Genomic DNA, 17,581 nt, shown 5'->3' with positions numbered 1-17,581 from the left:
CTAGTTAGAAGGTTAAGCCGCTTGTTACAACAAGCGGCTTTTTTTATAGCGTTTTTATTTGCTCAAGCAACACATTGGTTGTCCAATCAAGGCCGTTATACGCCACATCGGGTTTGTAAAAATCCCCTGCCCCACGGGCTCTATTTACATATACTTTATTTGGCACAATAACTTTGCCTAAGCCTGAAGGTAAATCGGCTAAGCGTACCTCCATATACATAGAATCAGCGCTACTTGGTGCACCAAATAACGTTGTATTTTCAAAAAGCTTAAACTTATCAAGCGCATCTAAACAAGCACTCGCACATTGCGGCGGCACTATAACAAACACCTTGGTTTTAAAGTCACTCACTAAAGGCTTTTGTGGTATGTTATTTAGCGTATTAGTTTCTTGCTCTACATAAAATGGATCATCATTTTTAAGTGATAAAGCCATGCCAGTAGAGACGGTTTTGAGAGTTTTCAGTACTTCGGATTGATCTTTTACAACGTCCAATAAAGACTCTACATAGTCAGTATTATCTTTTGATGCTCTCCACCACACTTGCGTGTTTTGAGAAGTATTATTTGCTTTTTGCTCTACTACTTTTTGGCCCCATAATCCTTTTGCTATTTGTGAACTCCAATAAGATGAGCCACCTTGGTTATGGCGCAAATCTAATACCACGGCTTTTGCAGTAAGTAACTTGCTACGTTGCTGTTGTATTTTTTCAAACACTTTATTGTAGGCAGTAGTTTGTTTATCGGTTGATGAAAAGCTAGGCATAGCAATCCAACCAATGTTTTTTTCAGGCCACGTAAAATCAATGGGGAGTTCATCACCGTTATATGCATTTTCTAAATGCTTGCTTGCTGACTTTGGCTTTACTGACCAATTTAATACGTGTGTATAGGTATCGCCATTGGCTTTAACAAATTCACATGCTTTTAGAGGAGTTAAAAATGGATTGCCCTCGTCACTTAGTAACCGCCAACCTTGCTGCCACCAATGCCCAGGTTGTGCAACTTCACCATGAAACTCAAATATTCTCTCACGCATTAAGGTATCAGTGCTTTGCCCATCACATTGGCTTACAACGTCGCCTTTGCTAATATTTTTGATTTCGCTGTAATACACTTTTAGCGCATCTCCTCGCCAAACAGCACTAAAGCCTGGCCAGCGGCGCGCGGGTCTATCTACGCTTGAAAACGCACCAGCATGACCATCTTGTAACACAGTGCTAAAGCGTGCAATTGCCGCAACATGCGCCTGCGGCCCGCTTGCTTGAGCCGACAATGTAAGTGCCTCAGCTTTTGCCTGTTTTAATAAACCAGGAAAAGTTGGGTTATTAACATCGAACATACCAGGATGATTTTGTGCAGTAATACTATAAGCCGCGTTAATATCGCGCTCTGTTATGCTGCGCCACTGCTCAGGTGTAGTAGGTAGAATGGGTTCTTGTGCAGCATTTATAACTGGTGATAGTAATAAAGCGCAGAGCAATACATGATTGGTTATTTTTGTTTTTATAGTCATAAAAATCCGTTTAAATGTTGTGGTATATATAATTTAAGATGCGTGTTTTATTTAATACCGCTCAAAGGCGCACCATTTTAAAGTTTTCAATAGCCAAATTTTACTAGTTACCCACCTCACGGCGAGTTGTTATGTTTTGGCAACTTGAAACCTGCCGTGTTTAACCCAACCACAAAAAAATACAAAACTAACAACACCCTGAATTAAAATAATCCAGAACAAAGACTCCTCGAGGAAATCTGGATAGTTCAGGGTATGTATCAATGAGATTAAGCCGAACACACTACCAAAACTAAGAAAGCCTAGTATGGTCAAAGTAGAAAAGTAGCCAATATTCTTTCTAGACACTATGCCGTAAATGGCAACGGCTACTAAACAAAGATAAATCGCTGATGAAACTATAGTTAGACCATTTAGTTCCCCGTCTACAATTTGTTCCTGAGTCAACTTAACCCCTCTCATTAGAAGAAGTAGTATTAACCAGCCAATAGTTAGATTTTTCATCATACTCTTTGTGAACATAACGAGCCTATAAATTAACTCGTTTTTTATTAATAAACAAACCATAGCTGAGTTCCTATTTTGGTTCAATCTATTGCTGTACTTTTACTCAGCATATAAAAAAGAGTGTAATGTTGTTTTAATTGGTCTTTTGGAAGGGATTTCGGTGTTTGAGTGGCTTTTATTTAGACTAAAAGAGCAAAGTTTATGTTGGGTGTCTAGTTTAATTTTCTTCTTATAATGAAACAAAAAGCGCACGCTAACCAAGGTTAACCAGATAAAGACACGAGATTCAATCTCGTTTGGGTGAATATTTTTTAGGTCCCTTGGTACGAAGCTCATTAGGAGCATGGTGCATGATAACCATGAGACCATAGCTCGAATATATGTCAGTACCTTTGCTTTTTAGCAAGCTTGTGACGCATCATTACTGTGATATGAGATACATGATAATTAAAGAAAAACATTTATTTTTATGTTTATATATTAGCTCGTCTTGACTTCAAGGGAGCGTCCATATGTGTCAATGTTAGTTGAGGCTCTTCTCATCCAGCTTTCTAAACTCTCAAAAACCCATTCCAAACTTGATAAATACATAAAGTAACCTTAAATTGCCTTACTTAAATCAATAGTGAATTTAGCTTTGATAAGTTCTTTAGCAACATCTATTTTCCAAGCACCACGATCATCAAGGTCGATATAAACGACACCGCTAATATCGTTTGGAGTTTCAACATCCCCTTTTACTAATGCTGTAACTTTAGAACGACCTAATTTACCTATGAAATAGCCATGCTCGAATACAACATTTTGTCTTGCTCTTGGAACGTGATCGTTACCATTCTTCGCGCCTGTATCACAAGGTGTATATAAAACAATCGCATAACCTACATCACTGTGTGATTCGATTTTTTCTATAATAGTTTGGCTAGAACTCGCTTGCTCATGCAAGATAACAGGCTCAAGTCCAACTTTCTCAAGAAAGCGAGCTAGTGTTACCTTTGCTAAGTCATCATGACCATGTACTATGAATACTTTATTGTTCAAAACATCTTCCTTAATTTTCTTAACATTACTGACTTGTTGAGCTTGAACTTTTTTGACTTCCATTTGGTAGCCTGCTTTGATACTGCCCATACCTTCATGAAATCCAGGTTCGATTACTTCGAACTCTTCAACGCCACCGTTTGACATTGCACGTTTAATTATATCTGTTGATTCAATTAGAACATCTGAACGTTGAATAAATATTTTGTTTTTCTGAACACTACCTTTAACATTTTCTATCGTTTCACCGCTAGCCTTATGAATAGTTAATGAATCTTTTAACATGTTAGAAAACGACATTTAATCTCCTTGAGGATAATGGAATTGCTTAAGTGCATAACGAGCCTGTAGATTAACTCGTTTTTTATTTATTTTTATTGATAAACAAACCATAGCTGAGTTCCTATTTTGGTTCAATCGATTACTGTATTTTATGCAGAATATAAAGTGGGAGTTTGGTGTTGTTTTAATTGGCGTTTTAGACGGTATTACGGGTACTTGAGTGGCTTTTATTTAGGGTAAAAGCGCTTACCCTTCTTAATGCATCGTGTTTTGCAGCTTTTCTATATTATGAACAAGACAATACAGTTGCCATTGGGCGTTCACTTTCGCTTGGCTGTGTCATGCCTTTGTTGACGGTAATATTGCACTTTTAACCTAAAGAAAAGCCGGTTCAATACAGCAAAATCGCTTGCCATTCTTTAATAAACAGCTGTCGTCGCCCTATTGGGCAGTCTATTTTTACTTTCATTTTGTCTACATTGCTCAGCTTTTTGCGTAGGGTGGGTGTGTTGCTTATTGTGCTTTGTGATTTATTTATCATTGCGTTCATACGAAAGCTGGTAGCGATCATGAATTTAATGGTGAGAGATGGTGTCATCTGGAACCCTAAATTGGTTTAAAATTAGGTATTGACACCAAACTTACTTTTTAACTTATAACTCATCCCGCGAAAAATCAGTTATACTATCTCCGAACTGACTGATGGCTCTCTCCTTCAAAGGATTTAGTAACAAGCGCAGCTCAATCAAATCATTGCCTACATCAGCAATCTCATCTGAGTCATCTGACGTTTCACATATTTTTGCCATTTCTTGTTCAAGTGCTATGAGACCCTCTAGCACGTATTTTAGCTCTGATCCTGCAAGTTCAAGCTTGAACTGACTCATACAATCTTTCCTTCTTTCTTAAATACTCGAGATGCTTTTAGGGCCATTTCCTCAAGAAGTCCCTTGAACTTGTCAACCGGCATATTCCGAGTGGGCGAAATACAGTAATGGTGTGGCTTATCCTGAACCATCTTCAATCCATGAGGCGGCTGGGTATTCGGTGGAAACCTCCAAACCCAACCAGTCATTGGTGCATTGTTGATACCTTCTATATCGAAAACGCTGATCCCTTTTCCGTTTGCGATAATAACCTTAATTCCATTTACGGTTGTAACATCAACATCACGAGCTCGAACATTCGATAGACGAGGACTTGAAGCATTTCCGAGGCGGAAAAGCTCTTCGGGTAGGATGTAAAATTCTTTTGGGTACATAATGATCTCCATATCGTTGACAAAAAGTTAGTTACTCTCTCTGAGGCCTTTATCGTTTTATAGACCGTAAAGTTTCATAAATTACGATGTATTTATCTTAGCCATCAAATAATCTTATGTAAACAACTAGCTAACTATGAATCAGCTTTTTATAAAACTCATATTATTAAATCACTTTTTTAACGCAGTTAATGAATTATTTAAAGCCCTGAAGTTTCAACATTTTAATTCAATTAGTATCCTATTTATGTATTACAACAAGCAGTAAGTGGTGCAATGGACCCCTTAAAATGAAAAAGCGCCGCAAATATGCAGCGCTCATTACTGAGTGATTGTTGTATTAAAATTTTTTAAAAGAAGCCAAGCGGATCTTCGCTGTAGCTCACTAATAAATTTTTAGTTTGCTGGTAGTGATCAAGTGCCAGTTTGTGTGTTTCGCGCCCTATTCCTGATTTTTTATAACCACCGAATGCAGCATGTGCTGGGTACATGTGATAGCAGTTGATCCACACTCGCCCTGCTTCTATTTTTCGACCCATACGATAAGCACGGTTCATGTTTCTGCTCCATACACCGGCGCCTAAACCAAACTCAGAGCTGTTGGCAAGCTCGAGTGCTTCGGCTTCATCTTTAAAGGTCGACATAGAAATAACAGGGCCAAAAATTTCTTCTTGGAACACACGCATGTCATTTGTGCCTTTAAGTAGCGTAGGTTGTATGTAGTAACCACCGTTTAAGTCATCACTTAGCTGCTCTACATTACCACCAGTGAGTACTTCAGCGCCTTCTTTTTTACCTATTTCAATGTAGCTCAGTATTTTATCAAATTGCGCTTTTGAAGCTTGTGCGCCAACCATGGTTTCGCTATCAAGTGGGTTTCCGCGTTTAATTTTTAAGGTACGTTCGAGTATTCGTTCAATAAACTGCTCGTAAATATCTTCTTGAATAAAAAGCCTTGATGGGCACGTACACACCTCGCCTTGGTTAAAGTAAGCAAGTACGGCGCCTTCTATTGCTTTGGATAAAAACGCGTCGTCTTTTTCCATTACATCATTAAAAAATATATTAGGTGATTTACCACCAAGCTCGACCGTAGAGGGAATAATATTTTCAGCAGCGCATTTCAAAATATGTGAGCCCACAGGCGTTGAACCTGTAAATGCAATTTTAGCGATACGCTTGCTTGTGGCCAGTGCTTCACCTGCTTCTTTACCAAATCCATTTACAATATTAAGTACGCCTGCGGGGAGTAAATCGCCAATAATTTCCATTAACACTAAAATAGAAGCTGGGGTTTGCTCAGCCGGTTTTAAAATTACGCAGTTACCTGCAGCAAGTGCTGGCGCGAGTTTCCATGCAGCCATTAAAATAGGGAAGTTCCACGGAATAATTTGTCCCACAACACCGAGTGGTTCGTGAAAATGATATGCAACGGTGGTTTCGTCTATTTCGCCTATTGTGCCGTCTTGCGATCGCAGGCACCCTGCAAAGTAGCGAAAGTGATCAGCCGCTAGCGGAATGTCAGCAGCGAGTGTTTCACGAATTGCTTTACCGTTATCCCATGTTTCGGCTACGGCAAGTAACTCTAGGTTTTGCTCAATTCGGTCGGCTATTTTTAGCAGTATGTTACTTCGGTCGGTCACCGACGTTGTGCCCCACTGCGCTCGCACTGCATGTGCTTTGTCGAGTGCCAGCTCTATGTCGTCTTTATCTGAGCGCGGTATTTGGCAAAACACTTTACCGTTTACTGGGCTTATATTATCAAAGTATTGGCCATTCACTGGCTTTACCCACTCTCCGCCAATGTAATTACCGTATTGTTGTTTAAAGTTTAAAAGTGCGCCGTCGCTGCCTGGATTTGCATATATCATGTGTGTGCTCTCTTTATTGTTGTTAGCTAAAGGTCGAACATTTATATAAATCAAAATGCTTTATATTTAATCGACATTAAACTAACAAGCGCCTAAAAACTTGATTAGCTGTCCACAAAAATTGTCTGTGAGTCCACATTAATAAAAACCTAAAGGATTGATATGCACACATCTCAGTTAAACAAAAAACGCCAACAACTTGATGTATTAATTGAAAATAAAGTCACGTTTGCGGCCGATAACAGTGAGCTGAGTATTTACGACACGTATCAAAGTGCGCAAAAGGTGGCACTGCACTCAAACGAGTTACTGTTTTGTGCAATGCTTAGCGGCAAAAAGGTAATGCACGTAGAAAGCAGCCAATACCATAAAGCATTTTTACCACACGAGTCGTTTGTATTAGCGCCAGAGCAAGGCGTATTAATTGATTTTCCACAAGCATCAATGAGCACTCCAACTACCTGTTTAGCCATTGAAATTAGCACCGACAAAATAACGAGCGTGGCTAATGCACTAAACATGCAGCAAAACTTTGCACACGATAGCTTGTTTGAATATGTACCGCAGTTAGTGCACACCCAACACAATATTCAAACGCAGCAATTATTAGAGCGTATGGTGCATTTATTTAGCGAACAAGGTGCCCAACGCCATTACTTGATTGACTTGTCGTTAAATGAATTGATCACCCGTTTATTACAACAACAAAGCCGTGAGTTATTACTGGCTAACTGCGATAAACCACACCTTAAAACAAACGTTAGTGATGCTCTGCTTTATATTGAAGAACATTTAAATGAAACGCTCGACATAAATACCTTATGCAAAATAGCCTGCATGAGCCGCAGTAAGTTTTATCAGCAATTTAAACTCACATTTGGTACTAGCCCAGCCCTTTGGCAACAACAGCTAAGACTAAAAAAAGCGCGCACTCAATTACTACAAGGTCATGCAATTAGTAAAGTTTGTTTTGATGTTGGATTTAATAGTGCGAGTCATTTTAGCCGTTTATTTAAACAAACCTTTGGCATTGCCCCTAAAGAGTGCCGACATTAGCCCTAAAATCTCATTTTTTACTTTGCTAACTCGCTGAATATGTTAATTTATTAATACCCTGTTTAATGGCTAAGAGTAATTAATGAGCAAACCAATCCGCTGGACCCTAAAAAGTATCGCTAAAGAATTAGGCGTGTCTAATGCGACGGTTTCTAACGCGTTTAATCGCCCAGATCAACTCTCTGCCAAACGCCGTGAAGCCATACTTAATGCATGTAAAGAGCTTGGTTATTATGGCCCTAATAAGGCCGCGCAATCGTTGCGTAATGGCACATTTAATATTGTTGCTTTAGTGCTACCCGATAGTGTGGAATACATGGTATCTGACCCCGTTGCGAGCAGCTTTATGCGCGGTGTTACCTCGGTGCTTGAAAAAAACGGCATTAATGTTTTATTGTTTTCAGGTAATAGCGATAACCTTAACAACGTAGTCGACTTTGTAGATGGCTTTATTTGTTATGGCCGCCCTCGTAATAACGCGTTAGTTGAGCAGTTAAAAACAGTGTCTAAACATGTAGTGACTATTGATTTTGATATTGCTCGCAATGCCTCTGTAAATATTAATAACGAGCAAGCAAGTTACGAAATTGCTAAACACGTACTACATAATCAAAACGATAAAGTGGCTATATTAGGGCTTAGATTACTTGATGAAAACGTATTATGCCGCGTGTATGAGCATCACGAATTTGAAACCGGACAATCTATTTCGCATCAACGTTTACGTGGTTATCAACGCGCTTTAAACGAGGCAAATATTACGGTAGCTGACGATCGTATTTGGAACATTCCTGAAAGTAGCGAGCGTTTTGCAAGCATTGCTGCTAAGGAGGTTTTAAGTGCCTCCCCTCGCCCTAACGTTATTATTTGTATGAGTGATTTAATTGCCCTTGCCACAATGCGAGAAGCAATAAAACAAGGCATAAAAATAGGTGAAGAACTGCGTATTGTTGGCTTTGATGGTATTGATGAAGCAGCCCGGTTTGTACCTCGCCTAACCACCATTCATCAAAACAGCCAAGAAAAAGGCGTTATAGCCGCTGAATTATTTATTTCTAAAGAAGAAAAAACTCAGGAAGTCAGTTACGAATTAGAGATTGGTGCGAGTAGTTAGCTTACAAACCTTGTAATAGTTTTATGTGTTAAAAAGCCAAGCTACTTAAGCTTGGCTTTTGCTTTACATGACGTTTGTAAATTACTTTTATAATATTAAGCTAAAAATGAATTTAAGTTAATCGTTGTTTCTTCATCGCCGTTCACTTGTGTAATAAGTGCATGGCGTAATTTAAAATCAACAGTGAGTGAAATAGTTTGCTCATCTAGTTGCCACGATAAACAACACATACTGCCTTCACCTTGCGCACTAAACTCACCTGCAAATGCGGGGTGTGTATTGCGAATTTTAATTAATTCAATTAAACCTTTTACTACAGGCTTATTTAAGGCTTTGTCGATTATATTTGCATCTAAATATGGGCGGTTAATATCACGGCCAACATTTGTATTTGTCAGTAATTCCATGTCGTTTTCACAGGCAAATAAGCCGCCGTAATACACTTGTGGTACACCTGGAGCAAAAAATTGAATTGCACGCGACAATAAGTAATCAAAGTCTTTAGCGCCTAATGCGTTGTAGTACGTACAGTTAACTTGATATAAGTCGACATTACTCGCCGCAGCGCCCGTAGCTTGGCGGCTTTGATTGTTGCTGTTGGCGTGCATTGTTTCGACTAGGTTATCAATCTGCTGTGCATTTAATAGCCCTGGTTTGTCGCCCATTGGACCTGCGTCAATAATGCCAATACCGTCGTGTGTATCAAGTACAGTTAAGCAGTTACGTGGCGAAATTTGTAACCATTTGAGCAGTGCATCTACATCGTTGTTAAATAAGCTGTGTAAAATAAGCGGTGGTAACGCAAAGTCGTAAACCATATTGACGCGTTTTGCCACTTCTACCTGAGTTTGATAATGGCTATGTATTTCTGCAATGGTTTCCATGCCTAAATCGTTTGCCTGCTTAGATAAGTTATCTAGGTAGCCAAACGTTTCATCAAGCATAAAGCAGTTAGTGCCAGCTTGCTTAATCGCGTAACCCGCCGCATCTAAACGAATAATATTTACATTGTTAGCCGAAAATTTAGTAAGTACGTTATTTAAATACGCAACACCCGCTTCTACTTTTACATTTATATCGATTTGATTGTCGGTAAATGTGGTCCAAAAATCATACGTTTTACCATCGCCACACTTCATTGGGGTAAAGCAACTACCTGGACGCGGGCGGTAAATTGCTTTTTGCTCAGCTTCGCTCATACCATCGGGAAAAACATCTTCTTTGGTTAAAAACAAATCCCAAAATTCTGACTGCTTACCTTTCGCTAATACATCTTGAAACTGAAAAGACTGCGCCGATACATGGTTAACAATTAGGTCTGCCATTAAGTCGAGATCTTTGCCTAATACTTGTATGTCTTCCCAAGTGCCTATTCTAGAATCAACTTCACTATGATCAATAGGGTCAAAGCCAGCATCGCTGCCATCAATAGGGTTGTAAAATGGCAATAAGTGCACACCACCAAATACGCCTTTTAAAGGGCCGTTTAAAAGTGTGGTTAGCGCGCCTATATTTTGGCCAGTGATTCGATCAGCGTATGTGATCAATTGAACTTTATTCTTCATCATTGTGTGAATACCATGTTGAAACTTAATCGATTAAGATATATCTTTAACTAGCGAGTAAGAATTTACAAGTAATTTTTAAAAATTTTACATACAAAAATCGTGGCTCACATGATACTACAATAAGTAACTGATTGACTTACTGGGTGTTAACAGAGCATTTAACGAGGAAAAATACATGACAAAATCACACACACACGTAAGCAACGATCCGTTGCAACAAATACGTTGGCTTACATACATGATGTTTTTTATGTTTGCCATGACCTCTGACGCAGTAGGTATGATCATCCCTGAACTCATTACTGAGTTTGGGCTGAGTATGACCCAAGCCAGTGCATTTCATTACGCGCCTATGGCACTCATTGCCTTTAGTGGATTGTTTTTAGGCTTTTTAGCCGATAGCCTTGGGCGTAAAAAAACTATTATGCTAGGTTTATTAATATTTTCAGCGAGTTGTTTTTTATTCGCCTTTAGCACCAGCTTTGCATTCTTTTTAGTACTCCTTTGCTGTATAGGCTTAGCGATTGGTTTATTTAAAACTGGTGCACTTGCCTTACTTGGTGATATTTCACATAGTAACGAGGACCACACTAAAACAATGAATAAGGTTGAGGGTTTCTTTGGCATTGGTGCCATTGTAGGACCTGCGCTGGTTGGAATATTACTCGTGCAAAACGTAAGTTGGACATACCTGTATATTATTGCAGGAGTTATGTGTTTAGTCCTTGCTTTTTTAGCTTGGCGTGCCGACTACCCTAGCGTTGTTAAAACAACTGAAAAGCCAGCCTCTTTGGCAACCACCATGAAAATGATTAAAAACCCGTATGCCCTTGGTTTTTCGCTAGCTATCGCACTTTATGTAGCTACTGAAGTTGCTATATACGTATGGATGCCTACGCTTTTAAAAGACTACACTGGTTCTTGGCCACTCCTTGCAACCTATGCACTAACCATATTTTTTGTACTACGTGCAGCAGGTCGCTTTATCGCGGTATGGTTATTAAACCGTTATAGCTGGCAAGGTGTTATGGCTTATTTAAGCTTTGGCATTGCATTGTGCTATGTAGGTACGTTATTTGGAGGCGTTGATTGGGCTGTCGTGTTATTACCGCTTTCGGGTTTATTTATGTCAATGGTTTACCCAACTTTAAATTCCAAAGGTATATCGTGTTTTGCAGTGCAGCAACACGGTGCTGTAGCAGGCGTTATACTCTTTTTTACTGCTTTATCAGCTGCCTTAGCCCCATTGTTTATGGGTATGATCAGCGACTACTTTGGCCATGTACGCTATGGATTTTACTTAGCAACAGGCTTTGCAGTTATTCTGTTTTTAGCTATGTTATTTAATTATAGCCGTGACCCATCAGCAAGTGCTTTAACAGAAAGTAACCCAATTACAGAGTAAATTTGTATTTTAATACAATAAAAAACACTATAAAAAACAACAGATGGGTAAATAAATAACAAATTAATAATAAAATAATTTGCTTATTGTAAAATATTTGTTATTTTTACTTAATCGATTAAGTAAAAATAACAAACCCATCGGGCTCAACACAACGAGGCGTTCACATGACAACACACAATACACCTTTATATTTAATCAGTGCTTTAGCACTTGCCGTAAGCCAAGGCGTTCACGCACAAGAAACAGATCAAGCAAAACCAGAAGCGTCACAAAACAAAGGTCTTGAAACAATTGTTGTAACCGGCGTACCACGTCGAACAACAATCATGGCTTCTAGTGTATCAGTTAGTAGCGTATCACTTGAACAAGTTCAAGTGTCTACCCCTCGCTCAACAGCAGAAGCGTTTAGAATTATTCCGGGTATTCGTGCAGAATCTACCGGTGGTGAAGGTAATGCAAATATTGCTGTTCGTGGTTTACCTGTAGCATCAGGCGGTGCTAAATTTCTACAATTACAAGAAGATGGGTTACCTGTAATGCAATACGGTGACATCGCTTTTGGTAATTCTGATATTTTTATGCGATTAGATAATACGGTGCAAACAATTGAATCGATTCGTGGTGGCTCAGCATCTACTGCAGCAAGTAATGCACCTGGTGGCATTATTAACTTTATCTCTAAAAATGGCGAAAACGAATCTGGCAGTGTGTCTACAACACTAGGCTTAGATTACGACAGCGTTCGTACAGACTTTGAATACGGCACTTACTTAACCGATAGCGTGCGTTTTCATGTTGGTGGTTTTGTTCGACAAGGCGAAGGCCCGCGCGAAACAGGTTACACGTCTAATAAAGGTGGCCAAATTAAAGCTAACCTTACAAAAGATTTTGAAAATGGCTACGTTCGCCTTTATTACAAACACTTAGACGATAAGAGTGTTGGCTACCTTCCTATGCCAATGTACTCAAATGGTGACTCTATTGCTGGCTTTGATGCGCAGTCAGACACCCCTCACTCAGCGTTATTTACTAAAACAGTACGCTTAAATGGTGAAAACCAAATTAGCAGCGGCGATATCCGTGATGGTATGAATCCAAAGGTTGACTCTGTTGGTTTTGAAGCTGTATTTGATCTAGATAACGATTGGCGTATTGAAAACCGTTTCCGTAAGTCATCAATTAGCGGTAACTTTAATTCACCTTTCACAGAACAAGTCGGTAGTGCAACATCAATAGCTGAAAGCATTGGTGGCGCAGGTGCAACCTTGAGTAACGCGAACACCGGTGAAGCGTTTAACGATGGTTTAGCAATGAAGATGGTGACATTTGATGTCACAATGAATGACTTCGGCTCTATAGTTAATGACTTTAAATTAACTAAATCGTTCGACGATGATACCAGCCTTACATTTGGTTACTATGCATCTACGCAAAACATTGCTATGTCGTGGTTATGGAACTCTTACGTAATGGAGCTCAAGGGTGACAATGCTGCATTATTAAATGTAACAGGTGCCGATGGCACTGAGTTATCTGAAAACGGTTTATACGCTTACAGTGCATTTGGTAACTGTTGTCAACGTGATTACGATACAGAATACGATACTCGCGCCCCTTACGTAGCATTTTCGACTAAGCTAGGTGATGTCAGTATTGATGCAAGTGCTCGCTACGATAGCGGTGAAGCTCGCGGAACATACGCAGGTGCAGTGACTTCAACAGTAGATATGAACCGCGACGGTGTGATCTCTGTGCCGGAACAAAATGTTGCTGGAATTGATACTGCAAACGCAAGTCCAGTAAACTATGACTGGAACTATTCGTCTTATTCAATTGGTGCTAATTACCAAATTGACCCAAGCCTTGCCACGTTTGCACGTATAAGTAAGGGCGGGCGAGCAAACGCCGACCGACTTTTATTTGGTAAAGTACGCGCTGACGGCTCTGTTGCAAAAGAAGACGCAGTTGATGAAGTGAACCAATTTGAGTTTGGTGTTAAAAAGCGCTTTGATTCATTATCAGTGTTTGCTACTGCGTTTTTTGCCGAAACTGAAGAGCAAAACTTTGAAGCAACATCACAAACATTTTTTGACCGTGAATACGAAGCAAAAGGGATCGAAATAGAATCTACTTACTTTATTGATGCATGGGATTTCCGTGGTAATTTAACCTGGACCGACGCAGAAATAGCCAAAGACGCACTTGCTCCTGAGGTAGTAGGTAATACACCGCGTCGTCAAGCTGATTTAATTTATTCATTAATGGCACGTTATAACTATGAGCAAGGCTCTGCTGGCCTTAGCTTTATTGGTACTACCGATGCATATGCACAAGATAATAACGACCTTAAACTTGACGGTTACACACAAGTAAATGGCTTTGTAAGTTATGACTTATCTGAAAACCTTAACATTGCCCTTAATGTAAATAACCTCTTCGATACAGTAGGTATTACAGAAGCAGAGGAAGGTTCAGTACCTGAAAACAATATTATCCGTGCTCGTGCTATTAATGGCCGTACAACATCTTTAACGCTTAAATACGCGTTTAACTAATAGAGTTCTAGTGTGTAAGCGCTGAAACGATTTTTTGTTTCAGCGCTTTATAACTAACTAAACTTATTAAACCTGAACTCTGGTTAAGATATTTACTAACGTATTGAATCATGGTGATATTTAAATTTATTTTCTCTAGCCAGATATTTTCTGTGAAAACAAGGCGAATTTACGCGTCAATAGCTAGCCTATTACAAATAAATTCAACGCAGTTAGCGCTGAAAATAGCTGCTCGAGATAGATTTATTATCCAGAGTTCAGGTTATTTAGTAATTCTCCCACTGACTTTAACCTAGCCTTGCTAGGTTTTTTAGGATTTACAATATGACCCAACTACTTAGCCTCGGCGAACTACTTATTGATATGCTGCCGCAAGACTCTCAAAACAGTGCTTATTTACCTATTGCAGGCGGCGCACCTGCTAATGTAGCCGTAGGCTATGCAAAGTTAGGTGGTAAAGCTGCTTTTTGTGGTGGTATGGGCGATGACTACTTTGCCAAGCAACTTGCTAAAGCACTTACACAATACAATGTAAGCACTGACTACTTATTTACAGTTATGGGCTCGCAAACTGCAATGGTAATAGTTAGCCTTGATGATACAGGCGAGCGCAGTTTTAATTTTTATCGCCAAAATACGGCCGATTTGCTTTTAACGAGTGATCACTTGGCGCAAATTCAATGGGAAAAACTAAGTACCCTACACTTTTGTTCAAACACGCTTACCAATAACGCAATTGCGCAAACTACATTTAGCGCTTTGCAGCTTGCTAAAAGTAACAATAAATTAGTAAGCTTTGATGTAAATTTACGCTACAGCTTATGGCAAAGCATAGATGATATTGAAGCAAATGTACGTGCTTGCTATGAGTATTGCGACATAGTTAAACTCTCTCGTGATGAGCTAAACTTTTTAGCAGAACAAACAAAGCAGCTACCCGAGGATTATTTACAATCACTTTTAGATGTTGGTGTTAGCGTAGTATTTTTAACAGATGGTCCTGAGCCTGCGACAGTTTATCATAATGAGTTCACGCTAAGTGAATCGGCACCAATTATTACAGCTGTTGATACAACAAGCGCAGGCGATGCTTTTATTGCTGGTGTTTTATATTATCTAAACCATAACAATGAAGATGTATTACTTACTGCTAAAATAAATGATGAGAAAATAGTAAAACGCGCACTCAACTTTGGCCTAAAATGTGGCTCTAAAGCGTGTTTAGCTAAAGGGGCATTTCCGGCATTACCGGTGTTGGCTGATGTAATTTAATAGACCTAATGTTTTTTAAGTTCAAATATGCAGTAACGCGTAGTTACTGCATAGCATCAAACACCATTTTACTATCCACTATTTGTTCAAAGTGCGTTATTTTTTGATTTTTAAGCTGCCAAATATGCGCGACCCTAGCTTGCATTTTTTTACCCGTTTTAATATAAGTACCAGAATACGTGCCATACACTACAACAGTATCATCTTGGGATAAGTAGTTTTGTGGCGTAAACGTATAGTTATACCACTCGCTTGCAAGCTTTTGAAAAACATGTTCAGTAATATCATTCATACCATGGTAAGTACCAGCATAGGCAAAACCATCAGCCTCTTTCCAAGTAATAGTATCACTTGCATGAGCAACTAAATTTTGCCCATTCTCTTGTGATGTTGTGCCTTCATACGTACTTTTAATTATGTCTATGTTGCTCATTTTCACACACCCTTGCACTATAAAAAGGAAGCTCAATAAAGCTGTAATATAAACAGCTTTATTATTTAGAAGTTTCATCACACTATACTAGCGCAACTGATTGCTGTAAGTAGGTAACCCACTGCTCAGTTTTTCCATAATAATGGGCTATATCAGCTTTTTGCCACTTACCTGTGTCAAATTCAAATGCTGTACTAGGAAAACCTTGCCCATGAATATCGTGTAATAAGCCGCGGCTTTGTGCTATATGTTGATCTGTTGCATCGCCTTCTAGCGCATTAAAGTGGGTTTCAAATAAGGCCTTGTTTAAACCCAGCTCCAATGCAATATCAGTCAGTACATGCAGCTGCATAATGTTTTTACCCTGAGCATAATAAGCATGTTGAATACTATTAAGCATTTTCCCACCTGATATACCAAGCGCTTGCGCTGCCAATATAGCGGTAATAGCCGGAGCCGAGTTGAGTATAATATCGTTGGTTTTTAAAAGCCCATCAGTATAGTTACTACCAAATACCTGACCGGTTTTCTTCGCTATGACACTGTCGTTTTTAAGTGCAAATTCACGCCATGCAGGAGTCACAGGTTTGACATTATCACCTGTTAGCATGCCTCCACTGTGTACTTTTACAATTAAACCATCAATATTTTCAGCAGCGGTGATCAAGGGCACGCTGCCGTAAGTCCAACCACATAAAGGGTCAACAATTATATGTAACGTTGCGTTTTTCATTAAATATTTCCTATCTAAAAATCGCTTAACGCAAGGGCACTTAGTGCCATTGCATCTCACCCATAACCACTTTTGAGCCCAACTCTAAAATGCTTCTTGCACCTAAATCAGGGTAAGCTTGAGTCATGATCTCTACAAATTCAGTTGAGTTTTTTGCATTTTTTGCAGCGCTATCCGCTTTATTTAAGTACCCTTTCATGAATGACACACCAGAAAGGTCTTGTTTACTGCCCTGTAAAAAGTGACCTGGAATAACAGTCTGTGGTTTTAAATTCTCAATGTTATCTAATGTTGACTGCCAAGTTTGACGCTCTGCGGCAGTGCTCGAATCAGCCAACCACACATGCATTTGATCAAATACTACAACCCCACCCAGCACTGTTTTTATAGAAGGGATCCAAAGGTAAGTATGCTTTGGATCATGCTGTAAATTTTTAATAATAATTTCTTTCCCATCTATAGTTAGGGTATTTGATAGTATTACTTCTGGCAAAATAAGTTCTTTAGGTGCGTTGCTCTTTAAAATAGGCCCCCAATAATTTAACTTTCCTTGCATTGAGCGTTTAATATTCTCTACTGTTGATTTAGTTGCTAATAACTTTGCTTTTGGAAAAGCAGCTTTAATTACATCTAAACCAAAGTAAAAATCAGGGTCGCTGTGACTAATATAAACAGCTGTTAATGTTTTACCGCTCGCTTTTATTTTTTCAACCAATGCTTGTGCATCATTACGCTGAAATTGGGCATCCACTAATAACACTTCGTTATTACCACTTATAATGCTTGATGAGACAGCAAAAATACTTTTGTCTTGTGGGTTATATACATCCACAACTAATTCACTTTGCGCTAATACCGGTTGCATTAATGTGCTTGCTAATAAAGCTGTTGCTGCTAATACGTGTTTAACTTTTTTCATTCTCAGTAGCCTGTTTGTTATTTCGTTAAGATGAGGCTATTGTAT

The 17,581-nt window shown here is 39.1% G+C and carries 14 protein-coding genes; 5 read left to right on the top strand and 9 right to left on the bottom strand.

The window, feature by feature from the left end; all coding sequences use genetic code 11:
* Nucleotides 1-43: 43 nt before the first annotated feature.
* The 5 genes from LOS73_RS05370 to exaC all read right to left on the bottom strand — a co-directional run bounded on the left by LOS73_RS05370 (nucleotide 44) and on the right by exaC (nucleotide 6,478).
* A complete protein-coding gene (locus LOS73_RS05370; RefSeq protein ID WP_457934623.1) occupies nucleotides 44-1,516 on the bottom strand; it encodes a S41 family peptidase in 1,473 nt (490 codons plus the stop codon).
* Between the two features lie 1,107 nt (nucleotides 1,517-2,623).
* Nucleotides 2,624-3,364, bottom strand: coding sequence for a TIR domain-containing protein (locus LOS73_RS05365; RefSeq protein ID WP_457934622.1), 741 nt, complete (start codon nucleotides 3,362-3,364; stop codon nucleotides 2,624-2,626).
* Nucleotides 3,365-3,999: 635 nt separating this feature from the next.
* Nucleotides 4,000-4,233, bottom strand: a complete 234-nt coding sequence (locus LOS73_RS05360; protein WP_007379016.1) for a hypothetical protein — start codon at nucleotides 4,231-4,233, stop codon at nucleotides 4,000-4,002.
* Nucleotides 4,230-4,607: a Tse2 family ADP-ribosyltransferase toxin gene (locus LOS73_RS05355; protein ID WP_033028505.1), complete on the bottom strand. Its 378-nt coding sequence runs from the start codon at nucleotides 4,605-4,607 to the stop codon at nucleotides 4,230-4,232. Before LOS73_RS05355 ends, LOS73_RS05360 begins: the two co-directional genes overlap by 4 nt.
* Before the next feature lie 350 nt (nucleotides 4,608-4,957).
* The gene (exaC, locus tag LOS73_RS05350; RefSeq protein WP_457934621.1) at nucleotides 4,958-6,478 is read right to left on the bottom strand and encodes an acetaldehyde dehydrogenase ExaC; all 1,521 of its coding nucleotides are present in this window, start codon (nucleotides 6,476-6,478) and stop codon (nucleotides 4,958-4,960) included.
* A gap of 162 nt (nucleotides 6,479-6,640) precedes the next feature.
* Between exaC and LOS73_RS05345 the strand changes: the two genes are divergently transcribed.
* The gene (locus LOS73_RS05345) at nucleotides 6,641-7,534 is read left to right on the top strand and encodes an AraC family transcriptional regulator (RefSeq protein ID WP_033028504.1); all 894 of its coding nucleotides are present in this window, start codon (nucleotides 6,641-6,643) and stop codon (nucleotides 7,532-7,534) included.
* An 82-nt stretch (nucleotides 7,535-7,616) separates the two neighbouring features.
* Nucleotides 7,617-8,648 (top strand): LacI family DNA-binding transcriptional regulator, encoded by a 1,032-nt coding sequence (locus tag LOS73_RS05340; RefSeq protein WP_007378864.1) that lies wholly within the window; start codon nucleotides 7,617-7,619, stop codon nucleotides 8,646-8,648.
* 95 nt (nucleotides 8,649-8,743) lie between these two features.
* Here the strand turns inward: LOS73_RS05340 and gtfA are convergent, their stop codons facing one another.
* A complete protein-coding gene (gtfA, locus tag LOS73_RS05335) occupies nucleotides 8,744-10,216 on the bottom strand; it encodes a sucrose phosphorylase (protein ID WP_008139273.1) in 1,473 nt (490 codons plus the stop codon).
* A gap of 175 nt (nucleotides 10,217-10,391) precedes the next feature.
* Here gtfA and LOS73_RS05330 point away from each other — a divergent pair, with 175 nt between their 5' ends.
* The 3 genes from LOS73_RS05330 to LOS73_RS05320 all read left to right on the top strand — a co-directional run bounded on the left by LOS73_RS05330 (nucleotide 10,392) and on the right by LOS73_RS05320 (nucleotide 15,451).
* Nucleotides 10,392-11,621, top strand: a complete 1,230-nt coding sequence (locus LOS73_RS05330) for an MFS transporter (RefSeq protein ID WP_007378862.1) — start codon at nucleotides 10,392-10,394, stop codon at nucleotides 11,619-11,621.
* Nucleotides 11,622-11,788: 167 nt separating this feature from the next.
* On the top strand, nucleotides 11,789-14,179 hold the full coding sequence (locus LOS73_RS05325) for a TonB-dependent siderophore receptor (RefSeq protein WP_008139277.1): 2,391 nt from the start codon (nucleotides 11,789-11,791) through the stop codon (nucleotides 14,177-14,179).
* 324 nt (nucleotides 14,180-14,503) lie between these two features.
* Entirely contained in the window at nucleotides 14,504-15,451 is a 948-nt protein-coding gene (locus LOS73_RS05320) for a carbohydrate kinase family protein (RefSeq protein WP_007378860.1), read from the top strand.
* Nucleotides 15,452-15,494: 43 nt separating this feature from the next.
* Here the strand turns inward: LOS73_RS05320 and LOS73_RS05315 are convergent, their stop codons facing one another.
* From LOS73_RS05315 to LOS73_RS05305, 3 genes are all read right to left on the bottom strand, one after another.
* Nucleotides 15,495-15,884, bottom strand: coding sequence for a nuclear transport factor 2 family protein (locus LOS73_RS05315; protein WP_007378859.1), 390 nt, complete (start codon nucleotides 15,882-15,884; stop codon nucleotides 15,495-15,497).
* Nucleotides 15,885-15,966: 82 nt separating this feature from the next.
* Complete coding sequence (locus LOS73_RS05310; RefSeq protein WP_457934620.1) at nucleotides 15,967-16,617, bottom strand: DsbA family protein; 651 nt, start codon at nucleotides 16,615-16,617, stop codon at nucleotides 15,967-15,969.
* A 40-nt stretch (nucleotides 16,618-16,657) separates the two neighbouring features.
* Nucleotides 16,658-17,536 carry an MBL fold metallo-hydrolase gene (locus LOS73_RS05305; protein ID WP_007378857.1) on the bottom strand — a complete coding sequence of 293 codons (879 nt, stop codon included), beginning with the start codon at nucleotides 17,534-17,536 and terminating at the stop codon, nucleotides 16,658-16,660.
* Between the last annotated feature and the right edge of the window lie 45 nt (nucleotides 17,537-17,581).

It is taken from the genome of Pseudoalteromonas sp. SCSIO 43210 (genome assembly GCF_054133285.1).
This window is presented reverse-complemented; position numbering and strand designations above follow the sequence as displayed.

Bases quoted from the DNA above. Each gene is read 5' to 3' on its own strand.
- LOS73_RS05340 (WP_007378864.1), top strand. From the start codon at position 7,617: ATGAGCAAACCAATCCGCTGGACCCTAAAAAGTATCGCTAAAGAATTA.
- LOS73_RS05330 (WP_007378862.1), top strand. From the start codon at position 10,392: ATGACAAAATCACACACACACGTAAGCAACGATCCGTTGCAACAAATA.
- LOS73_RS05305 (WP_007378857.1), bottom strand. From the start codon at position 17,536: ATGAAAAAAGTTAAACACGTATTAGCAGCAACAGCTTTATTAGCAAGC.
- gtfA (WP_008139273.1), bottom strand. From the start codon at position 10,216: ATGATGAAGAATAAAGTTCAATTGATCACATACGCTGATCGAATCACT.
- LOS73_RS05315 (WP_007378859.1), bottom strand. From the start codon at position 15,884: ATGAGCAACATAGACATAATTAAAAGTACGTATGAAGGCACAACATCA.
- LOS73_RS05325 (WP_008139277.1), top strand. From the start codon at position 11,789: ATGACAACACACAATACACCTTTATATTTAATCAGTGCTTTAGCACTT.
- LOS73_RS05365 (WP_457934622.1), bottom strand. From the start codon at position 3,364: ATGTCGTTTTCTAACATGTTAAAAGATTCATTAACTATTCATAAGGCT.
- exaC (WP_457934621.1), bottom strand. From the start codon at position 6,478: ATGATATATGCAAATCCAGGCAGCGACGGCGCACTTTTAAACTTTAAA.
- LOS73_RS05370 (WP_457934623.1), bottom strand. From the start codon at position 1,516: ATGACTATAAAAACAAAAATAACCAATCATGTATTGCTCTGCGCTTTA.
- LOS73_RS05320 (WP_007378860.1), top strand. From the start codon at position 14,504: ATGACCCAACTACTTAGCCTCGGCGAACTACTTATTGATATGCTGCCG.
- LOS73_RS05310 (WP_457934620.1), bottom strand. From the start codon at position 16,617: ATGAAAAACGCAACGTTACATATAATTGTTGACCCTTTATGTGGTTGG.
- LOS73_RS05355 (WP_033028505.1), bottom strand. From the start codon at position 4,607: ATGTACCCAAAAGAATTTTACATCCTACCCGAAGAGCTTTTCCGCCTC.
- LOS73_RS05345 (WP_033028504.1), top strand. From the start codon at position 6,641: ATGCACACATCTCAGTTAAACAAAAAACGCCAACAACTTGATGTATTA.
- LOS73_RS05360 (WP_007379016.1), bottom strand. From the start codon at position 4,233: ATGAGTCAGTTCAAGCTTGAACTTGCAGGATCAGAGCTAAAATACGTG.